The sequence below is a fragment of the Micromonospora sp. NBC_00362 genome, from assembly GCF_026342155.1.
In the GTDB taxonomy this organism is placed as follows: Bacteria; Actinomycetota; Actinomycetes; order Mycobacteriales; family Micromonosporaceae; genus Micromonospora; species Micromonospora hortensis.
Genome location: NZ_JAPENH010000002.1, coordinates 315,900 through 340,280, shown reverse-complemented (window position 1 = coordinate 340,280; position 24,381 = coordinate 315,900). Strand labels below are relative to the sequence as shown.

The following is a 24,381-nucleotide window of genomic DNA, read 5'->3' as shown; positions in this document are numbered from 1 at the left end:
GTTACCGCGTTTCGGCGCGAATTCTCAGTCGCCCCCGTCGACTGACGGGGGTGCCTTCAGTACGCGCGCGCCCAGCAACACAGAGTTAGATTTTCCCTGCCAGGGGCGCTACCGCGGAAGGGCGAAGGGCGGCAGGCGCGTCTCGTTCCGCCAGTGCTAGGCGTCGTATCTGAAGGGATGTGCGGCTTGCTGGGAACAGCGCGCCGCTCTTCGCAGTAGCTCGCTGGGCGTCGCGCAGGCTGACCGTGGGTTGCTCGGAGGCCAATCCCGACGACCGGCGGGCACACGCACTCATCCTGTGCACCGCGCTCATGCGCGCCACCTGCCTCGACATCAACGAGCAAGGCGACGTCTGGGCCAAGATCGCTGACCAGTGCCGGACGTTGGCAAGCCCAGCGCCCACCCAGGAACCCCGAGCGTGGACCAATCTCACCGCCGACGTCCACCGCCTCCTGCTCGGCGCAGCACGCGCAGGCGGCATCGCCAGCGACTGGCTGAGCGCCTTCGAAGACACCGGGACAGCACTGCGCACCCTCCGCGAGTCGGGCAAGCTCACGCGAGGAATCCGCGGAATCACCGCGCTACCGCAGACCAGGCCTCTCTTGATCTTGTGCGCCCGAAGGGACTCGAACCCCTAACCTTCTGATCCCGACCGGCCGACGGCCGGGTGCGGGAGTCCTGGTCGGTTGACGACCCGGACCGGGCGGGACTGGCGGCGGCCGCCCTCGCGTTGCGGCCCCATCTGGCCGCGCACCCGGGCCGCCTCGGAGTCTGCGCGGACGAGAGGTGCGCCGACGTCTACGCCGATGCCTCACCGGCCGGTCACCGCCGGTTCTGCTCGCTCACCTGCCAGAACCGGACCCGGACGGCGGCTTTCCGCCGCCGCCGGGCCCGATCAGGGTGCTGCGCTCGGTGATCAGCTCACCGATCGGGCGGCCGCTCGCCTTCTGCGCCACCAGGCCGGCCAGGATGTAATTCGTGTTGCTGTAGACGAACTTGGCCCCCGGCGCGGATTCCGGCTTCGTGGCGAAGGCGGCCCGGAGCAGCTCGTACGGCTCGTAGTAGGTGTTGAGTCCTTTGGGGAAGTCCGCGAAGATCGCCTCGTCGTAGTCGAGCAGGCCGCTCGTCTGCTGCAGCAGGTGCCGGACCGTGATGGTGCGCCCGTCGATGCCGGGACCACGGACCACGCCCGGGAGGTACGTCTCGACCGGTGTGTCCAGGCCGACCTTGCCCTCGCCGACCAGCTGGAGCACCACCGTGGCGGTGAACATCTTGGTGTTGCTGGCGATCCGGACCCGCCCGTCGACCGGCATCTTCGCTCCGGTGCGCAGGTCCGCGACGCCCGCTGTGTAGTTGCGGGTACGGCCGTCGGGTTGCCGCACCGACGCCAGCACAGCGGGGAACCGGTCCTGGGAGACCAGCGAGTCCACACTGCGCTGGACGGGGGGAGGTGTCGGCGTTGGCCGCGGGCGCGGCGACTAGGCCGGCGCCGACGGTCACCAGGGCCGCCAGGATGCGGGGAAGAACACGGGACATCGGGATCTCCTGTCGGAAGGATGCAACACCGTGAAGTCTTCCGGGATCCACGCTCATGGCGCGTTCCCGGCTAGATGTGGAGCCTTGCGCGTACGGATACCGGCCGCTGCTGCGGCCACGGTGAGCAGCACGCAGGTGACGCCGATGCCGAGCAGCGGGAGCCATGGGATGGTGATGGGCACCGCGATGCCGACCAGGTCGGCGGTGATGGCGCGGCGTACGAGCCAGCCGAGCAGCCGGGTGGTGGCACCGCCCAGGAGCAGTCCGGTGCCGCCGACGAGGGCGGCCTGCCAGATGGCTGCTCGCTGGACCTGGTCGGGGGTCGCGCCGAGGAACTGGACCAGGTCGCGTTGCCGGCGCCGCTGGGATCCGCCGATGAGGGTGGCGTTGACGATCGCGATGGCGGCGTAGAGGCCGGCCGGTCCGAGCAGGATGGTGAGGCTGAGGTTGTTGGCCTGGCGGGTCTGGGCCGTGGTGGCGTCGATCCAGTCGCCGGAGTCGAGGATCCGGCTGTTGGTGCCGGCGAGGGTGCGCTGGAGGGAGACGCGCGCCGCGGCGGCGTCGGCCCGCGGTAGGACGAAGACCGTCCCGGTGGCACGTTCGCTTGCGGGCGGGAGCAGGCCGGCCGGGATGACGGCATCGCCGTACAGGTCGGGTGCGTCGGGGATGACGGCGACGACCCGCAACGGGACCCGCTCGCCGGCGATCCAGACCGGAAGAGTGCCGCCCAGGCCGACGCCGGCGTCGATGACCCCTGTGGCGGTGACCGCCACCACGCGTCCGTGGAAGTCGTCGAGGGTGCCGCGGGTGGCGGTCAGGCCCCGTGCGGCGGAGGCGGTGACGGGGTCGAGGATCTCGACCTCACTGCGCACGCCGGGACGGCCCTCCTCGTCACGCTGGAGCATGCCCTGCCGGCGTACGTCGGCGATCGCGACGGCCTTGTCGGACGCGACCGCCGCCGCTGCGGCCGGACTGTCCGCCTCGACGACGAGCGGTGCGCGCAGCCGGGCCCGGTCCTGCGCGTTCGTCCAGTCGGCGGTGAAGCTGAGGGACAGCAGCAGCGACCCGGCGATGGCGGAGATGGCCACGACCGGGGCGGCGACCGCGGCGGTGGTGCGGGCGGCCGCACGCACCTCGTCGCGGGCCATCCGGGCCGCGACGTCCCGGGCGACGAACGGGCGGGCGAGCAGGGCGGCAAGCCGCGGGATGACGGCGTGGCCGATGCTCATCAGGCCAACCACCACCACCTCGGGCAGCAGGATGGAGGCGACCAGGGCGAACAGCGGCGGCATGTCGGCGGCGACGACGACCACCACCACCAGGCCGCCGAAGCACAGCGTCGCGACGGCGAGCTGGAGAATGCTCGGCCGGGTCCGTTCGATCGCGGCCTCCCGCATAGCGGCGCTCGGGGCGATCCGGGCGGCGCGGCGCGAGGATCGCCAGACCCCGAGGAGCGCGATCACGGCACCGGTGGGCACGGCGACCGCCCAGGCGATCCACGGGCGCGGCGCCCGAAGGTCGAGCGTGGTGATCCCGATGGCCTCCACCAGCCCGAGAACGGCGGGGGCCAGCGCCGTGCCGAGCAGACCGCCGACCGTGGTGGCAGCGGCCGCGACGACGAGGGACTCGCCCAGCAGAAGCCGGCGCACCTGCCCTGGCGTCGCGCCGACCAGGCGCAGCAGGCCGAGCTCGCGCCGGCGGCCGGCCACGACGAAGCCGAACGTGCTGCTGACCACGAACAGCGCCATGAACGCCGAGACCGCCGACATGATCCCGAACATCGCGGCCAGGTCGTCGAGTTGGGCGCGCTGGTCGGCGGTGACGCCGGGCCGGCTGCCGGTGGCGCCGCGGCGGCGCACTGGCCCTGCGCCTGGTCGACCTGGACACCACCAACGGACTCGTCCGCCTCACCGAGAAAGGCGCCACCGTCCGGTGGCAACCGATCACCCTCGACCTCGCCGAACACCTGCACGAGCATGCCCGCGCCCGAGGCGCGGTCCTGCTCACCGACGCGCTCCTGCGCAACCACACCAGTCAACCGATCACGAGCCGCCGCTACGACCACCTGTGGAAACGCCTCGGCGAGCGCCTGCCGTGGGTCGCCGTAAACGGAGTGTCCACACACTGGCTACGCCACACCACGCTCACCTGGGTGGAACGGCACTTCGGCTACGGCATCGCCCGCGCCTACGCAACCAGATCTAGATCTGGAACGTGGTGCAGCAGCACGTAAGCATGCGTTGTATCGGCCACACAGGTGCCGTCCGTCAACTTAGCTGGTCACCCGACGGAAACCTGCTCGCATCCATCAGCGACGATGAAATGCTCTACATCTGGCACACCCAAGACGGGCGGCCCCTCGGCGTGCTCGACACGCCAGACGGGATAGTTCGCAGCCTCTCCTGGCAAGACACCCTCATTGTCACCTACAGCGACGGCAGGATTCTAAGCTGGGATGTATGCGGTGGTCACGCGAAGCGCTCGGTCGAAGACCGAGAACCGCGAGCGCTGACTGCCGAAGAACGCGAGCGATACGGGCTGCCGTCAGCGTCGACCGACTGAGACTCACCGAAACGCGGGCGGGTCGGCTCCAGCTTGATGGGCCACGCGTTCAAACCTGCCACTCGATGATAGAGCGAGGCCCAAGACAAGCGGCGACCCAAATGCGCCCGAACTGCTATGCATGGTTGCGGAAGGTAATGAGCGTGCGGGCTTGAGTCAACCCTGGCCGTACCGTATGCTATCAGCATGTGCACCCCGAAATGGTGCCCATATGATGCGTGCAAGAGTTTGAATCCCCCCTCGGACACAAATTTTTTGCCCACGGTGTGCGCTGAGATCCACTGCAGCGCGCACCGTTTGTGTTTCGGCTTGGCAGGTAAGTCGGAGGCCTAACTGCCGGTAGGCCTTGGCTTTGCCGTCGGGGTCGGCGTCACGCAGCACGATGGAAATGTCGCCGAGCGCTCGGCCTAGTTCGGCGAACTCGGAGCGGCTCATCCCGCGTGGCTGTCTGCTGGATCGCTTGAAGATCAGCTTCGGCTCGTGTCCGTTCGGCCTGAGTTTGGGTAATCCAACCGGTGACTAGTGCGGGACCTGCGCCGGCGTCGAAGGCGGCCCGAGAGCACTTCGTTCACACCGAAGAGGTCGCTGGTTCGATACCAGCATCGCCCACTCTCAGTTTGTGCAGGTCAGAAGCCCGTTGCCGGGGTTGCCGGTAACGGGCTTTGCCGTATGTGCAGCTTACATTTGGAGCAGATTGGGAGCAGCGCGGCTGGTTCTCGGTTCGGACCGGCATGGACCCGCCCGGCTGAGTGACCTGATTTGCGGTCCCGAGTGAGGCCTGCTGCCTAGTTGAAAAGCTAGTCATACCGGTACCGGTGCCCACATCACGAGAGGGTGCCCTCGGGTCATGGTTCACGGGCTGACTGGCCGGCCCGCGGGCCGGTGGTCCGCCCACTCGCCCGTCCACATTGCGAGGTCGTGTACCCAGGTGCGGTGCTCTGCCGGGACTTGGCGGGCCCACGTCGTTGCGTTCCGTGCCGCGAAGTGGGCCCGGACTTGGCAGTCAGTCGCTGTCCATGCGGGAAGCTGCGCTAATCACTCTTCTACCTGTTCGGCGCTGTGGCCGCTGCCGATTAGCCGTGGGATGAGCAACGCGAGTTCGACCCATGCGGCGGCCTTGGCGGACCGGTGCAGGGTTCCGCCTCGGTGCTCATTGTGGGTGTAGTAGCGCTCCGGCACACGGTCGAATACCGGATCGATGGCAGTCACAGACCCCTTTCGCGACGCGGGATGGCCTGCTCAGGTCACGCATAGGCGATCCGCCTGCGGACATTGGATTGGCCAGGGAAATGTGCGGCGTGCTTCTTGCGCGACGTCAAGCAGCTGGCGGATGCGAGCACGGTGAGGAGGCCTGGTGCGTGTGCAGCGGTGATGCCGCGCGCAGGAGGCCTGCACGACCTCTCGAAGTGATCACCGTGCGGGTGATGTCCGCGGCAACTTACGAAGTTCGCGGAGGATGTCGCGGACCGCTGGTGAGCGCGGTGCGGCGGGGGCGAGTTCGTCGTGAAGTCGGTGTAGTAGTGCGACGCTGCGCACGGAGCTGACGGCGGGTAGGCGGCCAAGGGCGAGGCGGGCTGTGCTGACCGCGAGGTCGAGGTCGCCGGCGGCGTTGTGTGCGAGGCTGAGCCAGGCGCCGTGGCGTAGTGCGGAGCGTTGCGGGGAGTCGGTTGGACTGGTGTGCGCGCGGGCGTGGAGCAGCCGTTCAGCTTGGCGAATGAGCGTCGGCCGTTGAATCGGCACCTGCTCGGCCAGTACGACGAGGCCTCGGCCGGTGATCGCGTCCAGTTCGACCCGATCGATGTACGACGCCCACAGGGGCAGTGGGGCGTCGGGGGCGGTGTCGAGGAGCGCGAGGGTGTTCTCGCGCGTGTGGAAGAAGCTGGTGAGGTCGCCGGCGACGGCGTGGGCGAGGGTGCTGCGGGCGGCTACCAGTGAGCGGACCGCGGGCGGGGTTTTTGCCGCTGATTCTTGGGCTGCTGAGGCGAGTTGCAGGGCGTCGAGGGCGTGGCCTCGGTCGGCGGCTTGGTTGGACATGAGGGCCAGGATGCTGGCGGCTAGGCCGGGATCGCGAGCGGCGTGCGCGGCGCGGAGAGCGGTGAGGTACCAGCGTTGGGCGAGGCCGTCCTCGTTGGCATCGAACGCCATGAACCCTGCGGTCTGGGCGAGCTGCGCTAGTGCGCCGGCAAGTCGGCGGCCGGCCTCCGCGTTGTAGGAAGCTCCGCGCAGGAGCCGGGCCACGGCGGCGAACTGGTCACTGACGAAGCCGCGGGCGGCACCGCCCTGCTGATCGTCGAGCTGCTGTGCTTGAGCGACGACGGTGTCGATCATGTCCAGCAGCGGTGGGGTGACCGGTCCGCCGTCTCCGGCAGCCGCGATCAGGTCTGGATGTGGCTGGTGAAGCGCGGCCCACGCGGGGGCGGTGAGCGCGGCGCCGGTGACACCGATGAAGGTGCGACGGGTCGGCACGGGTCCTCCTACGAGGCTGAGCAGTCCGTTGCTGTCCCAGGGTAGATCCATCGCGTGATTCGCCGGCAGCGCCGGATGCGAACGCGGGGCGCTTACCCCCCAGACATCCTCGAACATCAGGTCGATTCTGAGCTTGGCGGAAAGTACCTCGACGACGAGTTCGGGTATGTCACCGTGTGGCACAGCGCCGTCTGAGACCCATTTGTAGGGGGTTTTGGGGTGGACTCTGCGGGTGCTGCCGCGGGCCACCAGAGCGGAGTTGATTCGTCGCACGAGGGCCTCCGGTCCCCATTGCGCCCCTCGGAGCAGGCCGGCCAGCCGTTGGTTGGCGCGGGATGTTGTGGGTTCGGCTTCCACAGTGGGATCCCCCTTCCGGGTGCCGGTAGTGCAGCCGCGGGCCTGACAGTAGCGGCCACGGTCAGTGGCGGGGAACGAAGCGCACCATCCGCACCAGGTTCCAGGCGAACGACACCGATGGCACTCCGTCAATGCCTGCCCCAAGCGCTCTGAACCGACAAAGGTCGATGTGTGGGCACGGCCAGGGCCTCGGTTGTCACTCCGGGATTCCTGCCGTTGATGCCCACTAGTCGACCTGCGGTCGCAAGGGAGAGCTGCCATGCCACGTCCGTTTTCCGGCCAGCCGGTAGGAATCGATCCCGTCCTTACCGCTGACATTGATCTGCTGGTGCGCCCCGGCCGGATGTCCCTACAGCCCGACGATCGCGCTCAGTCAATGCACGAGCAGGCCGGTAGTGAGCCGGGCCGGATCAGTAAAGCCATCGTCGCAGGCCCGGCGCGGTTGAGCCAGGTCACCCGGACGGCGAGCGAGAACTCAGCCGGTTCGCCGCCGCTGTTGCTGAGCGTGAATCAGGAGGGCGGCCGGTTGAACGCGCTGGACTGGCCAGGCGTGGCCCAGTTGCCAGGAAATCTGGCGCTCGGGGCAGCGGGGGACGAGGACCTGGCCGAGCTGGCAGGGGCGATGATCGGTGAGCAGCTCCGGGCGGTGGGGTTGACCTGGAATTTGGCGCCGGTGTGCGACACCACGGGGTGGCCGGCGGCTGCCGCGGTCGGCGCTCGCTCCTTCGGCTCCGATCCTGAACGGGTTGGGCTGTTGACGGCAGCGTTCGTACGCGGATCGCAGGCGGCTGGAGTCGCGGCGACGGCCAAGCACTTTCCCGGTCTGGGCGGAGTTGGTGGGGACCCGCACCACGTCGCGCCGGTGGTCGACCGACTCGGCCAAGGTGCGTTGCTGCCGTTTCGAGCGGCGATTGACGCGCAGGTGGCGTGCGTGATGGTCGGCAGTCACACCGTGCTCGCCGTGGACAACAAGCCGGCGTTGGCATCGCCGCGCGTGCTTGGCCTGCTGCGCGACGAGCTGGGCTTCGGCGGTGTGGTGGTGAGCGAGAACTTGTCGATTCAGGCGGTACATGAGCCGCTCGGCGGGCTGGCCCGGGCGGCGGTCGCCGCAGTGGCCGCCGGGGTGGACATCGTGATGCTGGATTCGGAGGTTTCCCGGGGGCGCAGCTCGTTGACGGCACGGACGGCGGCGGTTCGGCAGCGCACGGAGGTGGTGCGGGCGCTGACGGCGGCGGTCGACCAGGGCGTGATCGACCGCCAGCGCATCGGCGAGGCAGTGGACCGTGTGCAGAAGCTGCACCGGCGATACGGCCTGACGCCCGGCTCGGTCTGGCCGGACTGGCCGTCGGCGAATGCGGCGGCCTGGCGTGCGGCGGAACGGGTAGCTGACCGTTCGGTGGCGGTGGTGCGTGGAGACCGGCTCCTTCCGGTGGACGTGCCGTCCGGCAAGGTGTTGGCCTTGGTGCGGGTGCCTGACGAGGGGCAGCGGCGCGCCGACAGTGCCCGCTTAACGCCGGACTATCTGCCCGCGCTGTTAGCCGCGCGTCACCGTGTGGTGCAGGTGCCGGTCGGTGCTCCAGTGCCGACAGCCGGCCCGGTGATCGTGTACGGCTACGACACCCGCACCAGAACGGCGGGTCCGAGTAGAGCTGCCCAGGAGGCCGCACGGCTCGTTGAGTGCGGGCGGAGGGTTGTTCAGGTCGCGTTCGGTGATGTGGACGACCTGGCCGGTTCGCCCGCGCCAGTGTTGGTGGCCGCGTTCAGCCCGCACTGGGCTTCTGTCGCCGCGGTGGCCCGAGTCCTGCTTGGCGACGGCCGCGCCCACGGTGTCGTGCCCGTCTCCGGTGCGTCGTGGTGACCCGGGTTCCGGCCGGCCAACTCGCCAGTTTCCTGCAGTGCCTGTATGAGGCAGCAGGGATGACCCGAGCCGGGGCGCGAGTGATGGCCGATACCCACGTGGAGGCTGACCTTCGCGGCATCCCCGGCCACGGCAGCCGATTGGCCCCCGGCTACCTGGACAAGCTGCGCACCGGGCACCTGAACGCGCGTCCCCTGGTTCGGATCGTGCAGGACGAGGAAGCGGTCCTGGTCGTGGATGCCGACCTGGCTCCGGGACCGGTAGCCGCCCGCTTGGCGGTCGCCGCGGCGATGCTCCGTGCCCGGCGCTGTGGCATCGCCGCTGTGACCGTTCGTCGGGCCGGTCATGTCGGCGCGCTCGGCATTCCCGCCGCGCAGCTGGCCCGGCGCGGTTTGGTGGGCGTGGCCGCCGCGCAGGCGTCCGCGCGCAGCGTAGCTCTGATCGGAGGCACTAGCACGCCGGTCCTGGGCAGCAGCGCACTGGCGGTCGCCGTTCCAGCTCCGGACCGGCAGCGCCCGGTGCTGGTGGACCTGGCCGCTGCCGCGATGTCGTGGGGCCGCCTGTACCACCTGGCCCGCTCGGGACAGGCGTTACCCAACGGGTCCGCTCTCGACGCGAGCGGGAATCGGGTCCACGATCCGCACCTCGCCGTGGCGCTATTGCCCGTGGGCGAGCGCGGCCAAGCCCTGGCGATCGTCCTGGAACTGCTGGTCGGCGCCCTGACCGGGAGCACCCCCTTGCCGGCAGGAGACGACGGCCGCGGACTGCTCGTCGTAGCGGTCGACCCTCGCCGCCTCGCCGTCGCCGAGTCGCTCGCCACCGGCGTAGCCGCTGTCGCCCTAGCGGTGCGCGAGCAGGGTGCCCGGATGCCCGGGGACCGCGCCTGGTCCCAGCGCGACCGGGCCCGCCAGGACGGCATCGCCCTCGACGCCGACCATCTCGCCGCGCTCATCGAGGCCGGCCGTCGCCTGAACGTCCGTGCTCCCCACGGATGGATCCAACCCGAACCCCTCGACGCCACCACCGGATCACAGAAGGAGCAGATGTGAGCAGTCCGACCAGCACACCGACCCTCGACGACCAACCGGCCGCCGACCCACCGGCCGCCGACCAACCGGTCCTCTATCGCGGTGCGGCCCGATCCGAGGTCGCCCGCCGCCTGCAAGCCGTCCTCGACCTATCCGACCCCTACCCGGTCGTGAACGCAGCGCGCGAACTCGCCGCGGGGGCGCTGGAGCGTGCCCTGGCTGACGTCGTCGCGGGCCGGCTGCTGCACGAGCCCACCGGCCGCCGCATCCCGCTGCAGGAACTACCCGCCCGCACGATCGCCGCGCTCACCCGCACCCACCACCTCGACGCGGACCAAAGCGACGCCCTGGGATTCGCGCTGCGCTGCGCCTTCGCCTGGCCCGGCGTCGTCGGTACCCCGGACGCTCCGCACGCGCTCAAATCGGTGCTCCCGGCCGGATTCGCGCCGATCGCCACGGTCGAGCAGATCGCCGCGAGCCAGGCCACCGCCGGGCCCGACGGGCTGAACACCAGCTACATGATCTCGCAGATGAAGGGCGGCATGTCCGCCGACTTCGGCATCGGCTGCCCCCTGATGTGCGCCTACTGCTACCGGCGCGAAGGCGACACCGTCGACGGCTACCTCGGCTCCTGGGAGCCGACCGGCTTCCTCGAACCGGAGGACGTGGTGGCGCGGCTGCTGTCGCATCCGTGGTTCACCCCGCACCACACGCCCATCGGCCTGCACATGTCCACCTCCGAGGCGTTCCTGCCGAAGCTGTGGCCGCGAACCTGGCGCGCATTGCAGCTGCTCGACCAGCTCGGTCTGACCAACCGCGTCTCGTGCATCACGAAGTACACCCTCTCCGATGAGCAGATCGACTGCCTGGAATCCCTCGTCCACGTCGACCTCGACATCAACGTCTGCTACGCCGCCATGCCCGAGTCGATCGAGCCACCCAACCGGGGGCGCCGCCTGCGGTTTCTACGCCGCATCCTGCACTCCCAGAAGATCAACGTCCTCGCGTACTACCGGCCGATCGCCGAAGGGCTCAACACCACCGACGCCCACCTGCGTCACGTCTGGCAGACCTTCAAGGACGCCGACGCCCGCACCGTAGTCCTCGGCGGGCTGAAATTCGCCGACGACCACGTCCACTCCTTCATGTCCTACGGACTGCCCCTGCCAGCAGGCTCCTTCACCCCCGGCAAGAAGCTGCTCACCGCCGACACCGAAGCGCGGATCATGGCCGCCTTCGACGAGGTGTACGCCGACGTCGCCCCAGACTGGCGCCCCGCAATCCTGAAACGGTCCTCGTGCGGTCGAGCGGTGGAACGCGGCAGCCACATCCCCGACTACAACGGCCACTACGACCAGCCCACCACGAACTGCCGCTTGCGCTGCCCCGCCGCCCAGCATGAGGTGTGCGCGGCAGCGCAGCCGCCGGACGAGGAAACAGTCCGGGACCTCCTGGCACGTATCGGCAGGCATGACGCGCGGGTGGACATCACCAGGAGCACCACGGTCGTGCACGCCAAGCTGAGCCCGTTCGAACGAACGTTCCTGCGCCAGAACCTGCTCTTCCCGGTACACACCGCCCGGCAGGCCGCCGAACTCGTCGCCGGAAGGATCCCCCGATGACCGCCCCAGCACGCCCCACGCCTATCCGCGTCTTCCTGCCCCTGGCCCAGTCCCCGCTGCTCGACCACCGCCACGACGACGAGGACGTCGACCTCGCCGTGCTCCTGGCCACGGCCGCCGACCCCGACCCGGCCACCGTACGGGCGTTGCTGTCGATCACCGCCGTGCCGGCCGCCGACCGGATCGCCCGCGCGCTCGACGAGCGAACGGACCTGCCCCTCACCTCACTCGCGCTGCTTGTGGCACACCGGCCCGACGCTAAGCAGGCGATCGGTGCCCTGCGGGGCAGACTCTTCCCCGACGCCACCTCACCCGGCGCGTGTCATCGATTCGCCCGCACCATGGCGACCCTCGTCCACCAGCCCGCATTGGTCGACGACGCCTACCTCGACAGTGAACGATTCCGCGCATCCGCCGCCGCAGCGGACCCGGTGATCCTGGGACAGTTACTGGCTCCGATCCTGGACGGGGGCACCCTGGCCGGTCCCGCCCAGACCGGGCTGCTCGCGTTGCTCGAGGCGCGCGCAGGACGCGTCCCAACGGCCCCTATCGACCTGGCGGGCGCTACCGCCCTCGACCGCGCCCGCCATCACCAGGTGCGCGCCGCGCTTCTCGCACGGCGCGAACAGACGATCCGTGACCTCGCCGACCACACCGGGGGACTGACGCTGGCCGCCGAGCTGTGGTACTCCGCTCTCACAGCCACCGCCGACACCCCCGCCCAAGCCAGCCAGGCCCTCGCCCTGGCCGAGAACGCCGCCGACATCCTCGCCGCGGGGGAAGACCCGGCCTGCGCTTGGCCCGCCGTCCGTCGCCGTTGGCAGCACGTCACCGCCGCCGCAGGCGCCGCCGAAGCCCATCCGGGCGGCTGGGAGCAGGCGTGGCAGGCAGCCGAGTCCACCGACGAGGGCGCACGGTGGGACGACACCCAACGCGCCCTCGTGGCCGGCTACGACCTGCTCGCCGACCACGTCCGCAGCACCTGGGGATCGCCCGACACCCCGCCCACCCCCAACCAGTGCTGGGCCGCCAACCCCACCGGCCGCACGCTGCTGCACCTGGTCGCCGACCACCTCACCGGCCACCAGACACACAGTCCCCTCCCGCACTACAACGACCAACTCCTCATCGCCTTCGTGCACGGACTCGCCAAGAACCGCCACGACCAAATCCCCGCGGACCTACACCTGCACGGCCTGATCGCCGCTATCAAGGCCGCCCGGTCCAAAGCCGCCCTCCTAGCCCGGCAGGTCCCCGTCGACCTCGGCATCGTCGTGCCGATGCGCGCCGAAGCCCACCGCCTCACCGCCATACACAGCGACGACGCACTCACCGTCAAGATCGCCCAACTGGGCTGGCTCCTGCAAGCCTGCCCTGACGCCCACGCCGACCTCCTCCTGGTCGACGAAGGCACCGACGGAGCCTCCGCCCGCGCCGCCCGCGCGATCGACGCCGACCACCCGCAGATCTGCGTGACTGTCGCCCAACGCCCCGACGACACCAGCGCCAAAGGTGGTGCGGTGCTCTGGGGCCTCACTGAGCTCGTCGGCGCCGGCCGCACCCTCCTCGCCTACACCGACCTCGACCTCACCTACCCACTGGAGCAACTCGGTCTCCACGTCGCCGCCCTCGACCAGCCCGGCGTCGGTGCCGTTATCGGATCCCGCCGCCGCCCCGACTCCCACGGCTACTACCCGCCCAGCGGCCCGACCCCCACCAGCTGGCTGTACCAACGAGCCGTCCAGGACCTCCTGCAACTCGACGCCACCGACCCGCAGGCCGGCTTCAAAGCCTTCCCGGCCACCGCCCTGCGCACCGCACTGCCCCTCACCGCCGACCACAGCTTGGCGTTCGACACCGACCTGCTCGCCGCCATCGCCCGCTGCGGACACACCGTGGCGGAGGTTGGCGTAGCCGCCCTTCACCAGTACGTCGCAGGTCATCGGAGCGCCCCGCACGACTACGACACCATGCTCAACGGCGTCCACCGGCAGGCCCTGCGCCACGGCCTCGACCCCTACACACGCCGGACCCCGACGTGGGACCGCATCCGTGAGGCCGGCTCCCTGGCCGCAGCCGCCGCCAAGTCCACGACCACCACCATGCTCAAGGCACCCACCTCACGCTGACGAAATACTGCGGGCCGCCGGCGTCGACGCGCGGGCGGCCTGCACCCGTGCCTGCCTTCCCCATGTGCCCCGAATCGGACCAGTGCGATGCGTAAACTGCACAGATCCGCCCGGCTCACTGTCGCCACACCTTGACGGCCGGTGCAACCCAACCGAAAGGTAAGCGCGTGAGGGCCGTCATCGCTGTCGCCGGTATGGGCAGCCGCTTCTTCCCCGTCGGCAAAACCATCAACAAGTGCATGCTGCCGATCCTCAATCAACCAGTCGTCGCCTACGCGGTCGCTGACTGCGTCGCCGCAGGCGCCCACGAGATCGCGATCGTCACCGCCCCCGGCGAGATCGGCCGCCAGGTGCGTCATTACTTCACCGAAGACCACGACCTGAAGGACTACTTCACCGCACGCGGCTGGCAGGACAAATACAGGCCCCTCGCCGAGCTGCACAGCCAGGCGAACTTCACGTTCATCGAACAACCACGCGACGACCGGTACGGCACCGCGCTGCCCGCCATCATTGCTGCTGATTTTATCGACGGCGACGACTTCCTCCTCGTCGCTGGTGATGACCTCCTCCTCCGCAACGATGGCGGATCGGACCTGGCCGACCTCGCCGCTGCGCGGGCGGCCGCCGGAGTACCGGCCGCGCTCGCCGCCGCCACGGTGCCGGGCGCCGAGGCGCACCGCTACGGCATTTTGGCTCCGCGAGCATTCGAGGGTCACCAGCTACTCGACCAGCTGCTCGAGAAGCCGGACGACTACGGCGAGCCGACTGCCTACATCAACATCAGCCGAACCCTGCTACCCGCTGATGCAGTGGCCTACTTTCAGAAGCTAACCCCGGCCCCCAACGGCGAGTACCAGGCCACTGACGCCGTCATCGCCTTCGCCCGCGACAACGACGTACTGATCCACCCCGTCACCGGCGAGTACCACGACTGCGGCAACCCCGCCGGCTGGCTCGCGGCCAATAACGCGGCGGCCCTGGCCTAAGGGCTACCGTCAGCTATTCGTTGATCTACTGCACCTGCTTCAGCAAATCCTGCACTCCGGTCAGGGTGAACGGCACCCGCTCCCCGTCGACTGCCGGCAACCTCACCGCCAACGCCAGCAGGCCGAGCGCGTCCGCCGGCACGCTGCTCGACTCCACGAACCGCAGCGTCCCTCCGACCGGTATCCGCGTACCCCCGTCAACGGTCAACGCCTTCCGGTCCGCCTCGGCGGGGTCGTCGTACGAGTAACCGGCCTCCTGATCGCCCTCCTGCCGGAGGTCACCGTGCAGCAGCGTCGTCCGCCGAACCCCCGGGTCGAATGGCAACACGGCCTGGGTGCCGTTATAAACCTCTGTGGTCACCCGCACGACCGCCGCAGACTTCGCCACGTCGGTTGCCCACCCGTTCGGCACCCGCTCCACCGCGACGAGCTTCGCGGTCAACCCGTCCCCCCATGCTGCGCCGGCCGCAGCCGGGCCTTCCGTTACGAGCGTCAAGTCATCCGGCTGACTTGGCTCGCCCGACCCCGCAGGCGTGACCGCTAACGGTGAAGGCCTGGCTTGCGGCTCCTGGCCGCCAGAGCACCCGCCCGTTGCCACCGCCGCAAATACAAAAATCAGGACACCTCGAAGAACATGCATCCGTTCAGGGTGAATCATCGTCGGTGATGCACCGGTCACCGACACGAACCCGCGCGCGACACCGAACGTGAATCTAGAAGGTTCGTGAAATGGGCCTTTGTGAGCTGCTGATCTTGCAGCTCAGGGGTGCGGCGAACTCAAAGATCCATGAGGGTGAGGCGCTGGCAGCACCGTAGCCAGCGCCGGTCCCGGTGGTGGCGTCTCGCGCCGACCGGAGGGCACTGCTAGCCCTGGCCCAACTGCGCAACGGTGACAATTACACCCCGGCTCGCTGCCGGCTTCGAGATCGTTGTCGCCACCATCTGACGCAATGTGCAGGAAGCGATCACGCGGCTCGCCGCGGTCGTCGTGACCCGGCCCGGGGATGCGCCGCATCAAACGAGTGGCGCGCCTCGACCCGTTCTGATGCGCATCGGTGCTACCCGACACCGAGCCATCGGAGCCCGAGCCAGACAGGTTGCAGGTCGACAATCCGTCGTTGTCTGGGCGGCGGGCGGCTCCGTAGCGTCGCGAAGACGGATCGGTCTAGTTCGGTTGGCTACCGGCCGACTCCACGCGTCGGCCGGCACCGAACCACCAGGGCTTCACGAGTCAGGCGGGTACTGGGGCTGGGCGCGCTGCAGCATGCACACCGGCTCGATACTGACGGCTTCGGCCGGGCGCCCGCACGTGAAGCCGATGATGGGCCATGGTTAAAGACCGAATTGGCTGGCCTGGTCCCGGGTCGCGCTGGTCTTAGCTGGCTGGATGTCGCCGTGGAGTGGGCTGCGGCTCATGGAATAGATGACCGGGCCTTCGGGCAATTGAATCGCTGGTCCCGAGGTGTAGCCATGCCGGACATGCAGGCTCTGGGCATCGGGGATGGTGCTCGTCCAGGACAGCAGGTTCACCTGGTCGAGGCGGCTGCGATGGTGGCTGAGCAGGGACGTGCCGTGTCCGGACCGCTTGGCGCTAGGGCGTACGGCGAGGAACGCGAGATGGTAGTGGGGCTCATTGGGTCGCTCGTTGGCGAGCAGCCGATCGAGTAGGTCGAAGCGATAGCTGTGAGGGCCTGCCGCGTCACCCAGGCGGGTGGGGTAGTTCGCTGGAGGTGGGATGGGCCGGTATCGGTGGAAGCCGACGGTGGCGGCGGTGGCGTCGTCGGTGAGGTGAATGTCGCCGTAGAACATAGCGTGTTCGACCCAGATGCCGAGGACGTCGGTGAGGATCCGACGGCGTGGGCCTGGGTCGGGGATCAGCCATGTTGCGAGAGGGCTGGGATACATCGCGTCGGCGATGAGTGCGGCGACGTTGTCTTTGTCCGCCCAGCGGGCGGCGCGGATGCGCGGGACAGTGTCCATGGCGTGGGTTTCCTCAAAGGCTTTTGGTTGCGGGGTCAGGAGTTGCCGCTGCTGTTGGCACGGGTGTGGACGAGGAACAGTTGGTAGTCGTCGACCAAGGGGCCGGTCCGGTCGCTCCCGGGTGGTGGTGTGAGTGCTGCTCTTTCGTAGGCGAGTAGTTCGCCGGTGGTGGAGTTGAGGATCAGCAGGAAGCGGATGTCGTCGGAGGTGGCGCTGACGCCGATGCCGGTTCGGCCTGCCCGGTCGGTCACCGGGCCGTGGTAAGTGATGCCGAGGGTGTCGCTTAGGACGGTGAGGATCGCGGTGCGGGCTGCTTGGTTGGGGGTGCGCCAGCCCAGCAGGCTGGCGAGGCCGCGAATGACGGCGGTGGGTCCGCAAAATCGGGGCTGGGTGGCGTCGATATGCGCGGTGAGTGCCGCCGGGTCGGCTGCGATCGGCCCGATGGGTCCGTCCAGCTCCCCAGGGTGGTGGGTGCTGTCGTCGGTGGGCTGCTGACCGGTGGGGTGGCGGCTGCGGATGACGCGTCCGGAGGCGTCGTCGGCGCGCCGGCGTTGCTCTTCGAACAGCACGAACCTCGTGGTGGTGGTGTTGCCCGCGATCGTGGTGTCCGTGGCCTATTGCAGCAGGTGGACGTAGGCGAACCGGCCCGGGATGGCGTCGCAGCCGGACGGCCCCGCCGCGACCGCTGTGAGAGCCTCCCACGCCGGCAGACGCGTCGGCGACGGGTCCAGTTTCTGCTGTGCGCGTGCCTTGAGCTGTGCCGCAGTCAGGGCGGCGGGCGACGGACACGGCGCCACGGCTGGGAGAGACGCGGTGGCGCTGGAAGGCGAGGGTGCGGATTGGGCCGGCCCAGCGGTGCCCGTCCAGATCGGAATGGCCGTGGCGGTTGCGAGCAGGCCGAGCGCGCAGACGGCGGCAGTGACCTTCACGGCTCGCCGGCCCAACGGGTGGGGCTTGTCGGTCGGAGGTCGCAGGTGAGGCAGCTTGTTCACGGTGAGCTTTCTTGAGGTGAGGTGACTTGGGGCTAGCGGTAGGCGGCGGTGGCGAGGTCACCGACGGCGGCGTCTACGGCGGCGGTGATGTCGCGTACCGGCTGGTAGTGCTGCCCGGCGATGGCCTTCAAGCGAGCGGTCAGGGTGGTGATGTCGTCGTCGAGGTAGAGGTGGTGGGTGAGGCCGAGGTCAGCGACGAGGCCGGCGAGGGCGGCGGTGTGGTTGTTGGGTTGTTCGCGGCCGGCGGCGAGGTAGCGCAAGCGGGAGCGGGCGATGACGGCCCATTTGGTGTCGGTCGCGAGATAGGCGTCGGTGCGCATGAGGCCGCCGAGGCGCCGCCGGGTGTGGTGGCGCAGGATCCCGCCGGCAACCAGGCCAGCGCGGGTGCGGTCGTAGAGGTCGTCGGAGAACCCCCGCAACCACCCCCGCAGCGGTGGGTGGACGTGGCGGATGGTGGCGGTCGCGGCGTCGGCGATCAGGTCCCCGACCGGGCGGTCGACGTGCGGGTGTATCCGTTGGTGGCTGGCCGGGCGGGTGTCGTCGTTCGGGTCGAGGGTCACCCGCCCGGCCAGGTACAGGTCGATCAGGACCGCGCCCGCGAGGCCGAGGGCGAGGGTCTGCCGGTGCACGTGGGGGTGTCCGGTGTCGTCGTCGTGGCCGAGGAGGAACAGGTCATCGCGCAGCGGCAGGCGCGGGATCGACGCGGTCATCGGCGGGGTTCCTACCGCAGCCCGGCGGTGAGCCGCCGCAGCCGCTCGTGTGCCCCGCCATAGGCGGGACCGGCGGCGGGGAGCAGGGTTTTGTCGACGGCGGCGAGGACGGTGTAGTTGGGGTCGCACACGTTGCCGATCGGCGCCCGCCCCGCCTGCGACACGAGCTGGTAGGCGTCCAGGGTTTCCAGGCCGGTCAGGGCGCTGGTCCATCCGACGAGGTCGTGCTGGGCGATGCGGTACGCGTCCTCCAACGGGCGGGCGCACCCGATCGTCAGGATGTCCCGGTCGGTTTCCAACCGCGGCCACCGGGTGGTGACGCCTTTGATGACGTCGATGGCGAGGGTGGTGGTCGTGGCGATTTCCACGCCGACGCCGCAGGCCTCGCCGTCGCCCTGGCGGGCGTGCCCGTCGCCGAGGGCCAGCATCGCCCCGTGAACGTTCACGCCGAGGTAGAGGGTGGTGCCGGCGCGCAGGTGCGGGGTGTCGAGGTTCCCGCCGTGGGTGTCGGGCACGAGTGTGGAGCGGGCTTCGAAACCGCCGGGGGCGACTCCGATCGTGCCGATCATCGGGTCCAGCGGCAGGTCCACGCTGTGGTCGCTGCGGGTGGCCTCGAACCGGACGGTCCCGGTCTGTCGGTCGATGTCGTACACCCAGACCCGCTCCTCCAGCGGAGGCTGGAGGGTGGCGGTGTGGGAGGTGGAGGTCAGTGTCCCGAAGTGTGGGAACGTCGAGGACACCCCCCAGTCCCGGGCCGGGGTGATGGCGGCGAGGTGGACGGCGAGGGTGTCGCCGGGTTCGGTGCCCTCGATGAAGAACGGTCCGGACACCGGGTTGAGGTACGGCATGCGGCACACCTGCGACGGCAGGTCCGCCGGCCCCCTCACGAGACCACCGAAGCAGTCCTCCGTCACGACGGTGAACACGTCACCCCCGCGCACGTGCGCGACCGGCATCCGGCCGCCGAAGGTGTAGGCCAGCTCGTCTCGGGCGGGCCGGTAGGTGAACGTGTCCATGCCGGTCACACCCGCTCCACGTGACGTGCCTGCGGCTGCGCGGGCGCCAACCCTGACAGTGCCGGCCGGCGGCCGGACAGGTACAGGCCAGCCAGAACGACCATCCCGAGGGCGAGCCATGCCAGGCCGAGGCGTTGGGCGGCGATGTTGGCGTTGACCACCACCCACACCAAGATCGCGAAGCCGATCGCGGGCACTACCAGGTGCGCCCACCAGTTCCCGCTGCGCGCCCGGATGAGGTGATGCACCACGACCGAGACGTGCAGGACCAGGAACGCGACCATCGCCCCGAAATTGATCAGCGACGACAGCAGGGTGATCCCATCCGCCCGGGTCGCCATGTACAGGCCCAGTACCAGGGACACCGCCCCGGTGAGCAGCGTCGCGTTGATCGGCACGTTGCGTCGGATCGACACCTTCGCCAGGAACGCCGGCAACTGCCGGTCCCGAGCCATCGCGTACAGCAGCCGAGAGGTCGCGACCTGCGCGACCATCGAGTTCGGCAACCCCCACGCGATGGCTGTCGCGACCGCGCACAGCGTCGCCAGCCAACCCCCGCCAGCCACGGCGGCAGCGTCGTAGAACGCGGTCCCGTTCGGGTCACCCTCGGCGAGAAGCCCGCCCGGGTCAGGGACGAGCATCGCCGCCAGCCACGTCTGTGCGACGAACAACGCCCCCGCCAGGATCAGGACGGCGGCCATCGCCCGGCCGATCTGTCGGGAGCCGCCCTTTGTCTCCTCGGCCAACATCGAGATGCCGTCGAAACCGAGGAAGGACAGCACCGCGATCGACACCGCCCCCGCCACCACCGACCAGGTGAACGTGTCGGAGTTGTAGAACGCCTCCCAACTGAACCGGCCTCTACCCGAGGCGAGGGCCCAGCCTGCGACGGCCAGGAACACCGCCAGGATGATCAGCTCGCCGATCAGCATCACCCGCGTGACGGCCGCGGTCATGCCGATCCCGACCGAGTTGACGATCGTGTTGACTGCGACGAACCCGAGGAGCCACAGCCACACCGGCACCGGCGGGACCGTCGCGTGCATCGCCACCGACGCCACCAGATACAACAAGCCCGGTACGAGCACGTAGTCCAGGAGGATCACCCAGCCGGCGAGGAACCCGACCGGCGGGCTGATGCCGCGCCCTGCGTAGTTGTAGACGCTGCCGGACATCGGGAATGCCTTCACCATCTGCGCATAGGAGAACGCCGTGAACACCAACGCCACCACACCGACCGCATACGCCAAGGCGACCATCCCGCCGGAGCCGACGTACACATTGCCGAAGATCGCCATCGGGGCGATCGGCACCATGTACACCAAGCCGTACGCCACCAGATCCCGGAAGCGCAGCCTTCGGGCCAACTCCTGGTGGTACCCGTAACGCGCTAAGCCCTCTTGCAAATGCACTGCAGCCCTTCCGATCCGATTGAGTCTTGATTGGGCGGGGACATCTTTACCGGCCAGGCCTGTGGGCCTTTCCGCTTCGAAAGGGTCGCTCGGATTGAATAGCCGGGTCGATACCGGAAATGCGGACAGGGGAGTTGTCCGCATGAAGAGGGCGATGACACGGCGACCCGGCCTGCGCCCGGTTCGGCATACGGCGTCCAGCGACTGGGGCGGAGGACTCCGGCGTAGAGTCGCCGATGTCCGAGGAGCACTCGTGCCGGTTCCGGCGACGGGCGGGCTACGCAGAGTTGTTCGAGGAGGGGCCCGTGAACGTGGCGGAGTCTGTCGCTGCTGTCTCGCTGGGCGATGCCGTCGGCGCATCCGTCAGCTACGACCAGCTGCGCGTCTCAGACGGCACGCTTTATTGGTTAGAAACTCGCCCGGACGCAGGTGGGGTCACGACATTGACGCGCTGGCGGGGCGGCGAGGGCGTACGCGATGCCAGCCCTGCGGGGTTTAACGTGACTAACAGTGTCCACGCGTACGGTGGCGGATCTTTCGCGGTCGCCGAGGGATGGCTGTGGTGCGCTGGCGAAGGTGGCCTGTACGAGGGTCGTCACGGCGGTGAGCTCGACCTGGTCAGCCAGGCTTCCTTGGGAGATCTGACACTCGGCGACGGCGAGTTGCTGGCAGTGCGAGAGTCGGACCACGGCGACGAGCTGATCGCGATTTCGCTAACGGGCACACGACAGCGAAGAACCCTCGTCGCGAGCAGAGGTTTCCTCAGCGCACCACGGCCAGGTCCCAGCTCCCTGGCCTGGTCTGCTTGGAGCGAGCGCGACATGCCTTGGGACGCCTGCGAGGTATGGGTGGCGTCCTACTCACCGCACGGGCACATCGAGTCACCGGTGAAGGTCGCCGGCGGTGCCAACGAGTCGGCGATCGAGCCTCGGTGGGGACCCGATGGCGCGTTGTACTTCATGTCAGACCGCAGCGGTTGGTGGAATCTGTTCCGCTGGGATGGAGACAAGGTCGAGGCGATGGCATCCATCATCGGTGAGTGCGCCGCAGAGCCGTGGGAGCTGGGTTACGCGTCATACGACTTCCTCGAAGACGGTCGAATCGTCGTGGCAGTACAGGACGGGCCGCGACACCGACTCGTTCTCATCGATTCTTCCGGCGCTGTCCGTTCTGTGGAGCTGCCGTACACGTCGATCAAGCCCTACCTGGCCGCGCTGGGGACGACGGTGGCGCTGATCGGGTCGTCACCGACGGTGGCACCTCAGATCGCTCTCGTTCACCTGGGCGATAACGACCCGCAGGTGGAGGTGCTTGCCAAGTCGGAACATGCCGGGCTTGCCAGGGTTAAGGTGTCGACACCGACGGAGCTGCGGGTCCGCGTCACAGACGGTCGTGAGGTGCTGGCGCTGGTCTATCCACCGGCGGGCTCGCCGGCGTCATGGCGGGCTCCCGTGATCGTTCGGGCGCACCCTGGGCCAACCGCGTCCTGCCTGTTGCGCCTGGACTGGCAGGCACAGTTTTTCACCAGTCGCGGATTCGCTGTTGTTGACGTGGACTACCTCGGCAGCACGGGGTACGGCCGGGCCTTCCGGGAATCTCTGTATGGCCGCTGGGGCCTGGACGACGTTGACGACTGTGCAGCAGTGGCGAACCACCTCTTAGCAGCAGGGCAAGCCACGCCAGGGCAGGTTTTCATCCGCGGTGCCAGCGCTGGCGGATACACGGCGCTGCATGCGGTGGCACAGCATGGCCCGTTCGCCGCTGCTACCGCCATTTCAGCGATAGTCGATCCTGACCGATGGACGAAGACGGTGCCCCGGTTCCAGCGTGCGCACGCCATGAGGCTCCGCGGTGGTGCCGGGCGAGTCGAGGCCGCCGCCGTCCGGGGACCCGTGCTGTTCATCCACGGCACTGCCGATGAAGTGGCAATGGTGGAGGATGTATGCGAGCTAGCCGATCATCTGGCAGCTCGAGGCGTTCCCCATGAGCTGCTGCTTCTTTCCGACGTCGGCCATTACGTGGCGACGTCCACGGGTGCCGGCGCCGCATTGGAGGCGGAGTTGGCTCACTACCGTGCTGCGGTGGCGGCTGCGGCGACCAGTTGAGGGGTCACACTGCCGCATGAGGCAGCTGATCGCGCACATACTCGCCGAACTCACGTACCTCCAGCTCGCACCGGTAGGGCTCAAGGTCCGCCTGGACCTCGACGACGCGCTGCAAGCAGCGGTGCGAAGCGGTCTTCGCCGTGTGATCTACCGCCTGTCGAGCGGCAGCGCAGGCTTCGTCGATGCGCCCGGCGGCGGCCAACGACGAGGCCAGTAACGCGGTGTCGATGGCAAGACGACGAACATGCGTGGGGCTCAGCGCGGCGAGAGCATCCCGCAGGTGCCGTTGGGTTTCCTGGGGTCTGCCCAGGTCATGGAAGCAGTGCGCGATTTCATCAGCCAGGTAGGCCGACGTGAAGTAGCGGATCCACGTCGGCTCGTCCTCAGGTCGGCTGCGGGCCAGCTGCCTTTCCGCGATATTGAGGTGGTTGAGGCACTCGCCCTGTTGTCCGAGTCGGGCGTGCGACCGCGCGACCACGGCGTGCAGCCCTGCGCTCACTGCGGGCGTCGCCCGCGTCTGGCCCCCGTGCACCGCTGCGAGCGCCATCCGCAGAGCTGGCGCGGGATGACCGCAGTGCAGGGCGAGGTGGCCGATGTTCACGGCGAGCAGATAACTGCCGTAAAGGCGGTCGTCCGCAGCCTCCGTCAGCCGCAGGGCGCGTAGGTAGCGGCGCTGCGCGAGACCGTGGGCGCCGGTATCAACCGCCTGATAGCCGCACAACTCAAAGAAACCCGCTGCCAGCGTGTTGAGGCGCCGCCCAATCGCCGCCGAGCGGGGCGTCTTTGCAAGCAGACGGTTCAACTCATCTTCTATGAAGCGCTGCACCTGGGCATGCACCCGACCAGCACCATGTGTGTGGTCCAGTTGCCTGAACATCGCCAGGGCGGTCTCAGCGGAGAAAAGGTCCTCTTCGCAGACCTGATCCCGAGAGCCAAGCCGTTCGGCCATCGACAGAAGAGGGCTGGCTGTGGTGTTTAACCAGTCCAGAGCGGCACGATCAAGGACCCCGGGTTGGAACGGAACCCGCACGAGCATGCCAGGCGTCCCTGATGGTTGCTCCGAGTAGGTGGGCAACATGTTGGCTACACCAAGGTGGCCGGTGGGCGGCTCGCGCACGTTGTTGCGGCTCGCTTCAAGCAGCGGCAGCAGCCGCATCAAGGACCCGCTGGCTTCTAACGCCTTATCGCAGGCCTCAACGAACTCCCGGGAGGGAAACCGATCCGCTGTCTCGACCCGGCGAACCAGATCAGCGCTAAATCGGATCATTGCACCCAAGCGTGCCTGAGACAGACCGGCCCGCTCACGCAGTTGGCGAAGTTCGGCACCGAAGAAGTGGCGCTCGGACAGGGATGGCTGGAGATCCCGGGGGGCCTGACCCATGCACTGCCTCCTCGGGTCGTCGCTCCAAATCAGACGGCGGCCAGCAGCGCGGACACCGCCCAACTAGGGTCACGCACCCTTCGGTGCGATGCAACCAAGCATGCCTAGGAGAGGTTGATTACCCACCCGCCTCGTGGATGCCTGGCATGCGGACATCGGATTCGTCCGCATGCCAGGCATTACCTCCGAGGGCCTCGAAGAGTGAATGTGAAAGCCAGGGAGCTGGCCACCCATCAGC

At 68.8% G+C, this 24,381-nt stretch carries 19 protein-coding genes, 1 tRNA gene and 1 pseudogene; 10 read left to right on the top strand and 11 right to left on the bottom strand.

Annotated features, from left to right (window positions below; genetic code table 11):
- Window positions 1-667 precede the first annotated feature (667 nt).
- Window positions 668-916, top strand: a complete 249-nt coding sequence (locus OG992_RS33965; RefSeq protein ID WP_353962162.1) for a CGNR zinc finger domain-containing protein — start codon at window positions 668-670, stop codon at window positions 914-916.
- Here OG992_RS33965 and OG992_RS33450 read toward each other — a convergent pair.
- Both OG992_RS33450 and OG992_RS33445 read right to left on the bottom strand, forming a co-directional pair.
- Window positions 906-1,476 (bottom strand): annotated as a pseudogene (locus tag OG992_RS33450) (serine hydrolase domain-containing protein); the annotation flags it as partial. The gene OG992_RS33965 and the pseudogene OG992_RS33450 overlap by 11 nt on opposite strands.
- A gap of 113 nt (window positions 1,477-1,589) precedes the next feature.
- A complete protein-coding gene (locus tag OG992_RS33445; RefSeq protein ID WP_266305499.1) occupies window positions 1,590-3,395 on the bottom strand; it encodes an FtsX-like permease family protein in 1,806 nt (601 codons plus the stop codon).
- On the opposite strand from OG992_RS33445, the gene OG992_RS33440 reads away from it, so the two are divergent.
- The 3 genes from OG992_RS33440 (at window position 3,395) to OG992_RS33430 (ending at window position 4,707) form a co-directional block, all read left to right on the top strand.
- Entirely contained in the window at window positions 3,395-3,769 is a 375-nt protein-coding gene (locus tag OG992_RS33440) for a tyrosine-type recombinase/integrase (RefSeq protein ID WP_323182040.1), read from the top strand. The two genes, OG992_RS33445 and OG992_RS33440, sit on opposite strands and share 1 nt — an antisense overlap.
- Window positions 3,751-4,098 carry a WD40 repeat domain-containing protein gene (locus OG992_RS33435; RefSeq protein ID WP_266305498.1) on the top strand — a complete coding sequence of 116 codons (348 nt, stop codon included), beginning with the start codon at window positions 3,751-3,753 and terminating at the stop codon, window positions 4,096-4,098. Before OG992_RS33440 ends, OG992_RS33435 begins: the two co-directional genes overlap by 19 nt.
- Window positions 4,099-4,641: 543 nt before the next feature.
- A tRNA-Val gene (locus OG992_RS33430) sits at window positions 4,642-4,707 on the top strand.
- A gap of 426 nt (window positions 4,708-5,133) precedes the next feature.
- On the opposite strand, the gene OG992_RS33425 is transcribed toward OG992_RS33430, so the two are convergent.
- On the bottom strand, window positions 5,134-5,307 hold the full coding sequence (locus OG992_RS33425) for a hypothetical protein (RefSeq protein WP_266305497.1): 174 nt from the start codon (window positions 5,305-5,307) through the stop codon (window positions 5,134-5,136).
- 201 nt (window positions 5,308-5,508) lie between these two features.
- Entirely contained in the window at window positions 5,509-6,564 is a 1,056-nt protein-coding gene (locus tag OG992_RS33420) for a hypothetical protein (RefSeq protein ID WP_266305496.1), read from the bottom strand.
- Between the two features lie 685 nt (window positions 6,565-7,249).
- Between OG992_RS33420 and OG992_RS33415 the strand changes: the two genes are divergently transcribed.
- The 5 genes from OG992_RS33415 (at window position 7,250) to OG992_RS33395 (ending at window position 14,547) form a co-directional block, all read left to right on the top strand.
- The gene (locus tag OG992_RS33415; protein WP_266305495.1) at window positions 7,250-8,779 is read left to right on the top strand and encodes a glycoside hydrolase family 3 N-terminal domain-containing protein; all 1,530 of its coding nucleotides are present in this window, start codon (window positions 7,250-7,252) and stop codon (window positions 8,777-8,779) included.
- Window positions 8,773-9,828, top strand: coding sequence for an Ldh family oxidoreductase (locus OG992_RS33410; RefSeq protein WP_323182027.1), 1,056 nt, complete (start codon window positions 8,773-8,775; stop codon window positions 9,826-9,828). The genes OG992_RS33415 and OG992_RS33410 overlap by 7 nt, the downstream gene beginning before the upstream one ends.
- On the top strand, window positions 9,825-11,429 hold the full coding sequence (locus tag OG992_RS33405; protein WP_266305493.1) for a hypothetical protein: 1,605 nt from the start codon (window positions 9,825-9,827) through the stop codon (window positions 11,427-11,429). Before OG992_RS33410 ends, OG992_RS33405 begins: the two co-directional genes overlap by 4 nt.
- Window positions 11,426-13,558 (top strand): hypothetical protein, encoded by a 2,133-nt coding sequence (locus OG992_RS33400; RefSeq protein WP_266305492.1) that lies wholly within the window; start codon window positions 11,426-11,428, stop codon window positions 13,556-13,558. Before OG992_RS33405 ends, OG992_RS33400 begins: the two co-directional genes overlap by 4 nt.
- A 167-nt stretch (window positions 13,559-13,725) precedes the next feature.
- Complete coding sequence (locus OG992_RS33395) at window positions 13,726-14,547, top strand: sugar phosphate nucleotidyltransferase (RefSeq protein WP_266305491.1); 822 nt, start codon at window positions 13,726-13,728, stop codon at window positions 14,545-14,547.
- 25 nt (window positions 14,548-14,572) lie between these two features.
- Here OG992_RS33395 and OG992_RS33390 read toward each other — a convergent pair whose 3' ends face one another.
- The 6 genes from OG992_RS33390 to OG992_RS33365 all read right to left on the bottom strand — a co-directional run bounded on the left by OG992_RS33390 (window position 14,573) and on the right by OG992_RS33365 (window position 20,657).
- Window positions 14,573-14,989 carry a hypothetical protein gene (locus OG992_RS33390; protein WP_266305490.1) on the bottom strand — a complete coding sequence of 139 codons (417 nt, stop codon included), beginning with the start codon at window positions 14,987-14,989 and terminating at the stop codon, window positions 14,573-14,575.
- 890 nt (window positions 14,990-15,879) lie between these two features.
- A complete protein-coding gene (locus tag OG992_RS33385; protein WP_266305489.1) occupies window positions 15,880-16,527 on the bottom strand; it encodes an N-acetyltransferase in 648 nt (215 codons plus the stop codon).
- Between the two features lie 35 nt (window positions 16,528-16,562).
- Window positions 16,563-17,096, bottom strand: a complete 534-nt coding sequence (locus OG992_RS33380; RefSeq protein ID WP_266305488.1) for a hypothetical protein — start codon at window positions 17,094-17,096, stop codon at window positions 16,563-16,565.
- A gap of 455 nt (window positions 17,097-17,551) precedes the next feature.
- Complete coding sequence (locus OG992_RS33375; RefSeq protein WP_266305487.1) at window positions 17,552-18,229, bottom strand: GPP34 family phosphoprotein; 678 nt, start codon at window positions 18,227-18,229, stop codon at window positions 17,552-17,554.
- A gap of 11 nt (window positions 18,230-18,240) precedes the next feature.
- Entirely contained in the window at window positions 18,241-19,254 is a 1,014-nt protein-coding gene (locus OG992_RS33370) for an acetamidase/formamidase family protein (RefSeq protein ID WP_266305486.1), read from the bottom strand.
- A complete protein-coding gene (locus OG992_RS33365; RefSeq protein ID WP_266305485.1) occupies window positions 19,251-20,657 on the bottom strand; it encodes an APC family permease in 1,407 nt (468 codons plus the stop codon). The genes OG992_RS33370 and OG992_RS33365 overlap by 4 nt, the downstream gene beginning before the upstream one ends.
- Window positions 20,658-20,962: 305 nt before the next feature.
- Here OG992_RS33365 and OG992_RS33360 point away from each other — a divergent pair, with 305 nt between their 5' ends.
- Window positions 20,963-22,762: a prolyl oligopeptidase family serine peptidase gene (locus tag OG992_RS33360; protein ID WP_266305484.1), complete on the top strand. Its 1,800-nt coding sequence runs from the start codon at window positions 20,963-20,965 to the stop codon at window positions 22,760-22,762.
- Window positions 22,763-22,766: 4 nt separating this feature from the next.
- Here the strand turns inward: OG992_RS33360 and OG992_RS33355 are convergent, their stop codons facing one another.
- Entirely contained in the window at window positions 22,767-24,143 is a 1,377-nt protein-coding gene (locus OG992_RS33355; protein WP_266305483.1) for a helix-turn-helix transcriptional regulator, read from the bottom strand.
- Window positions 24,144-24,381: the final 238 nt, after the last annotated feature.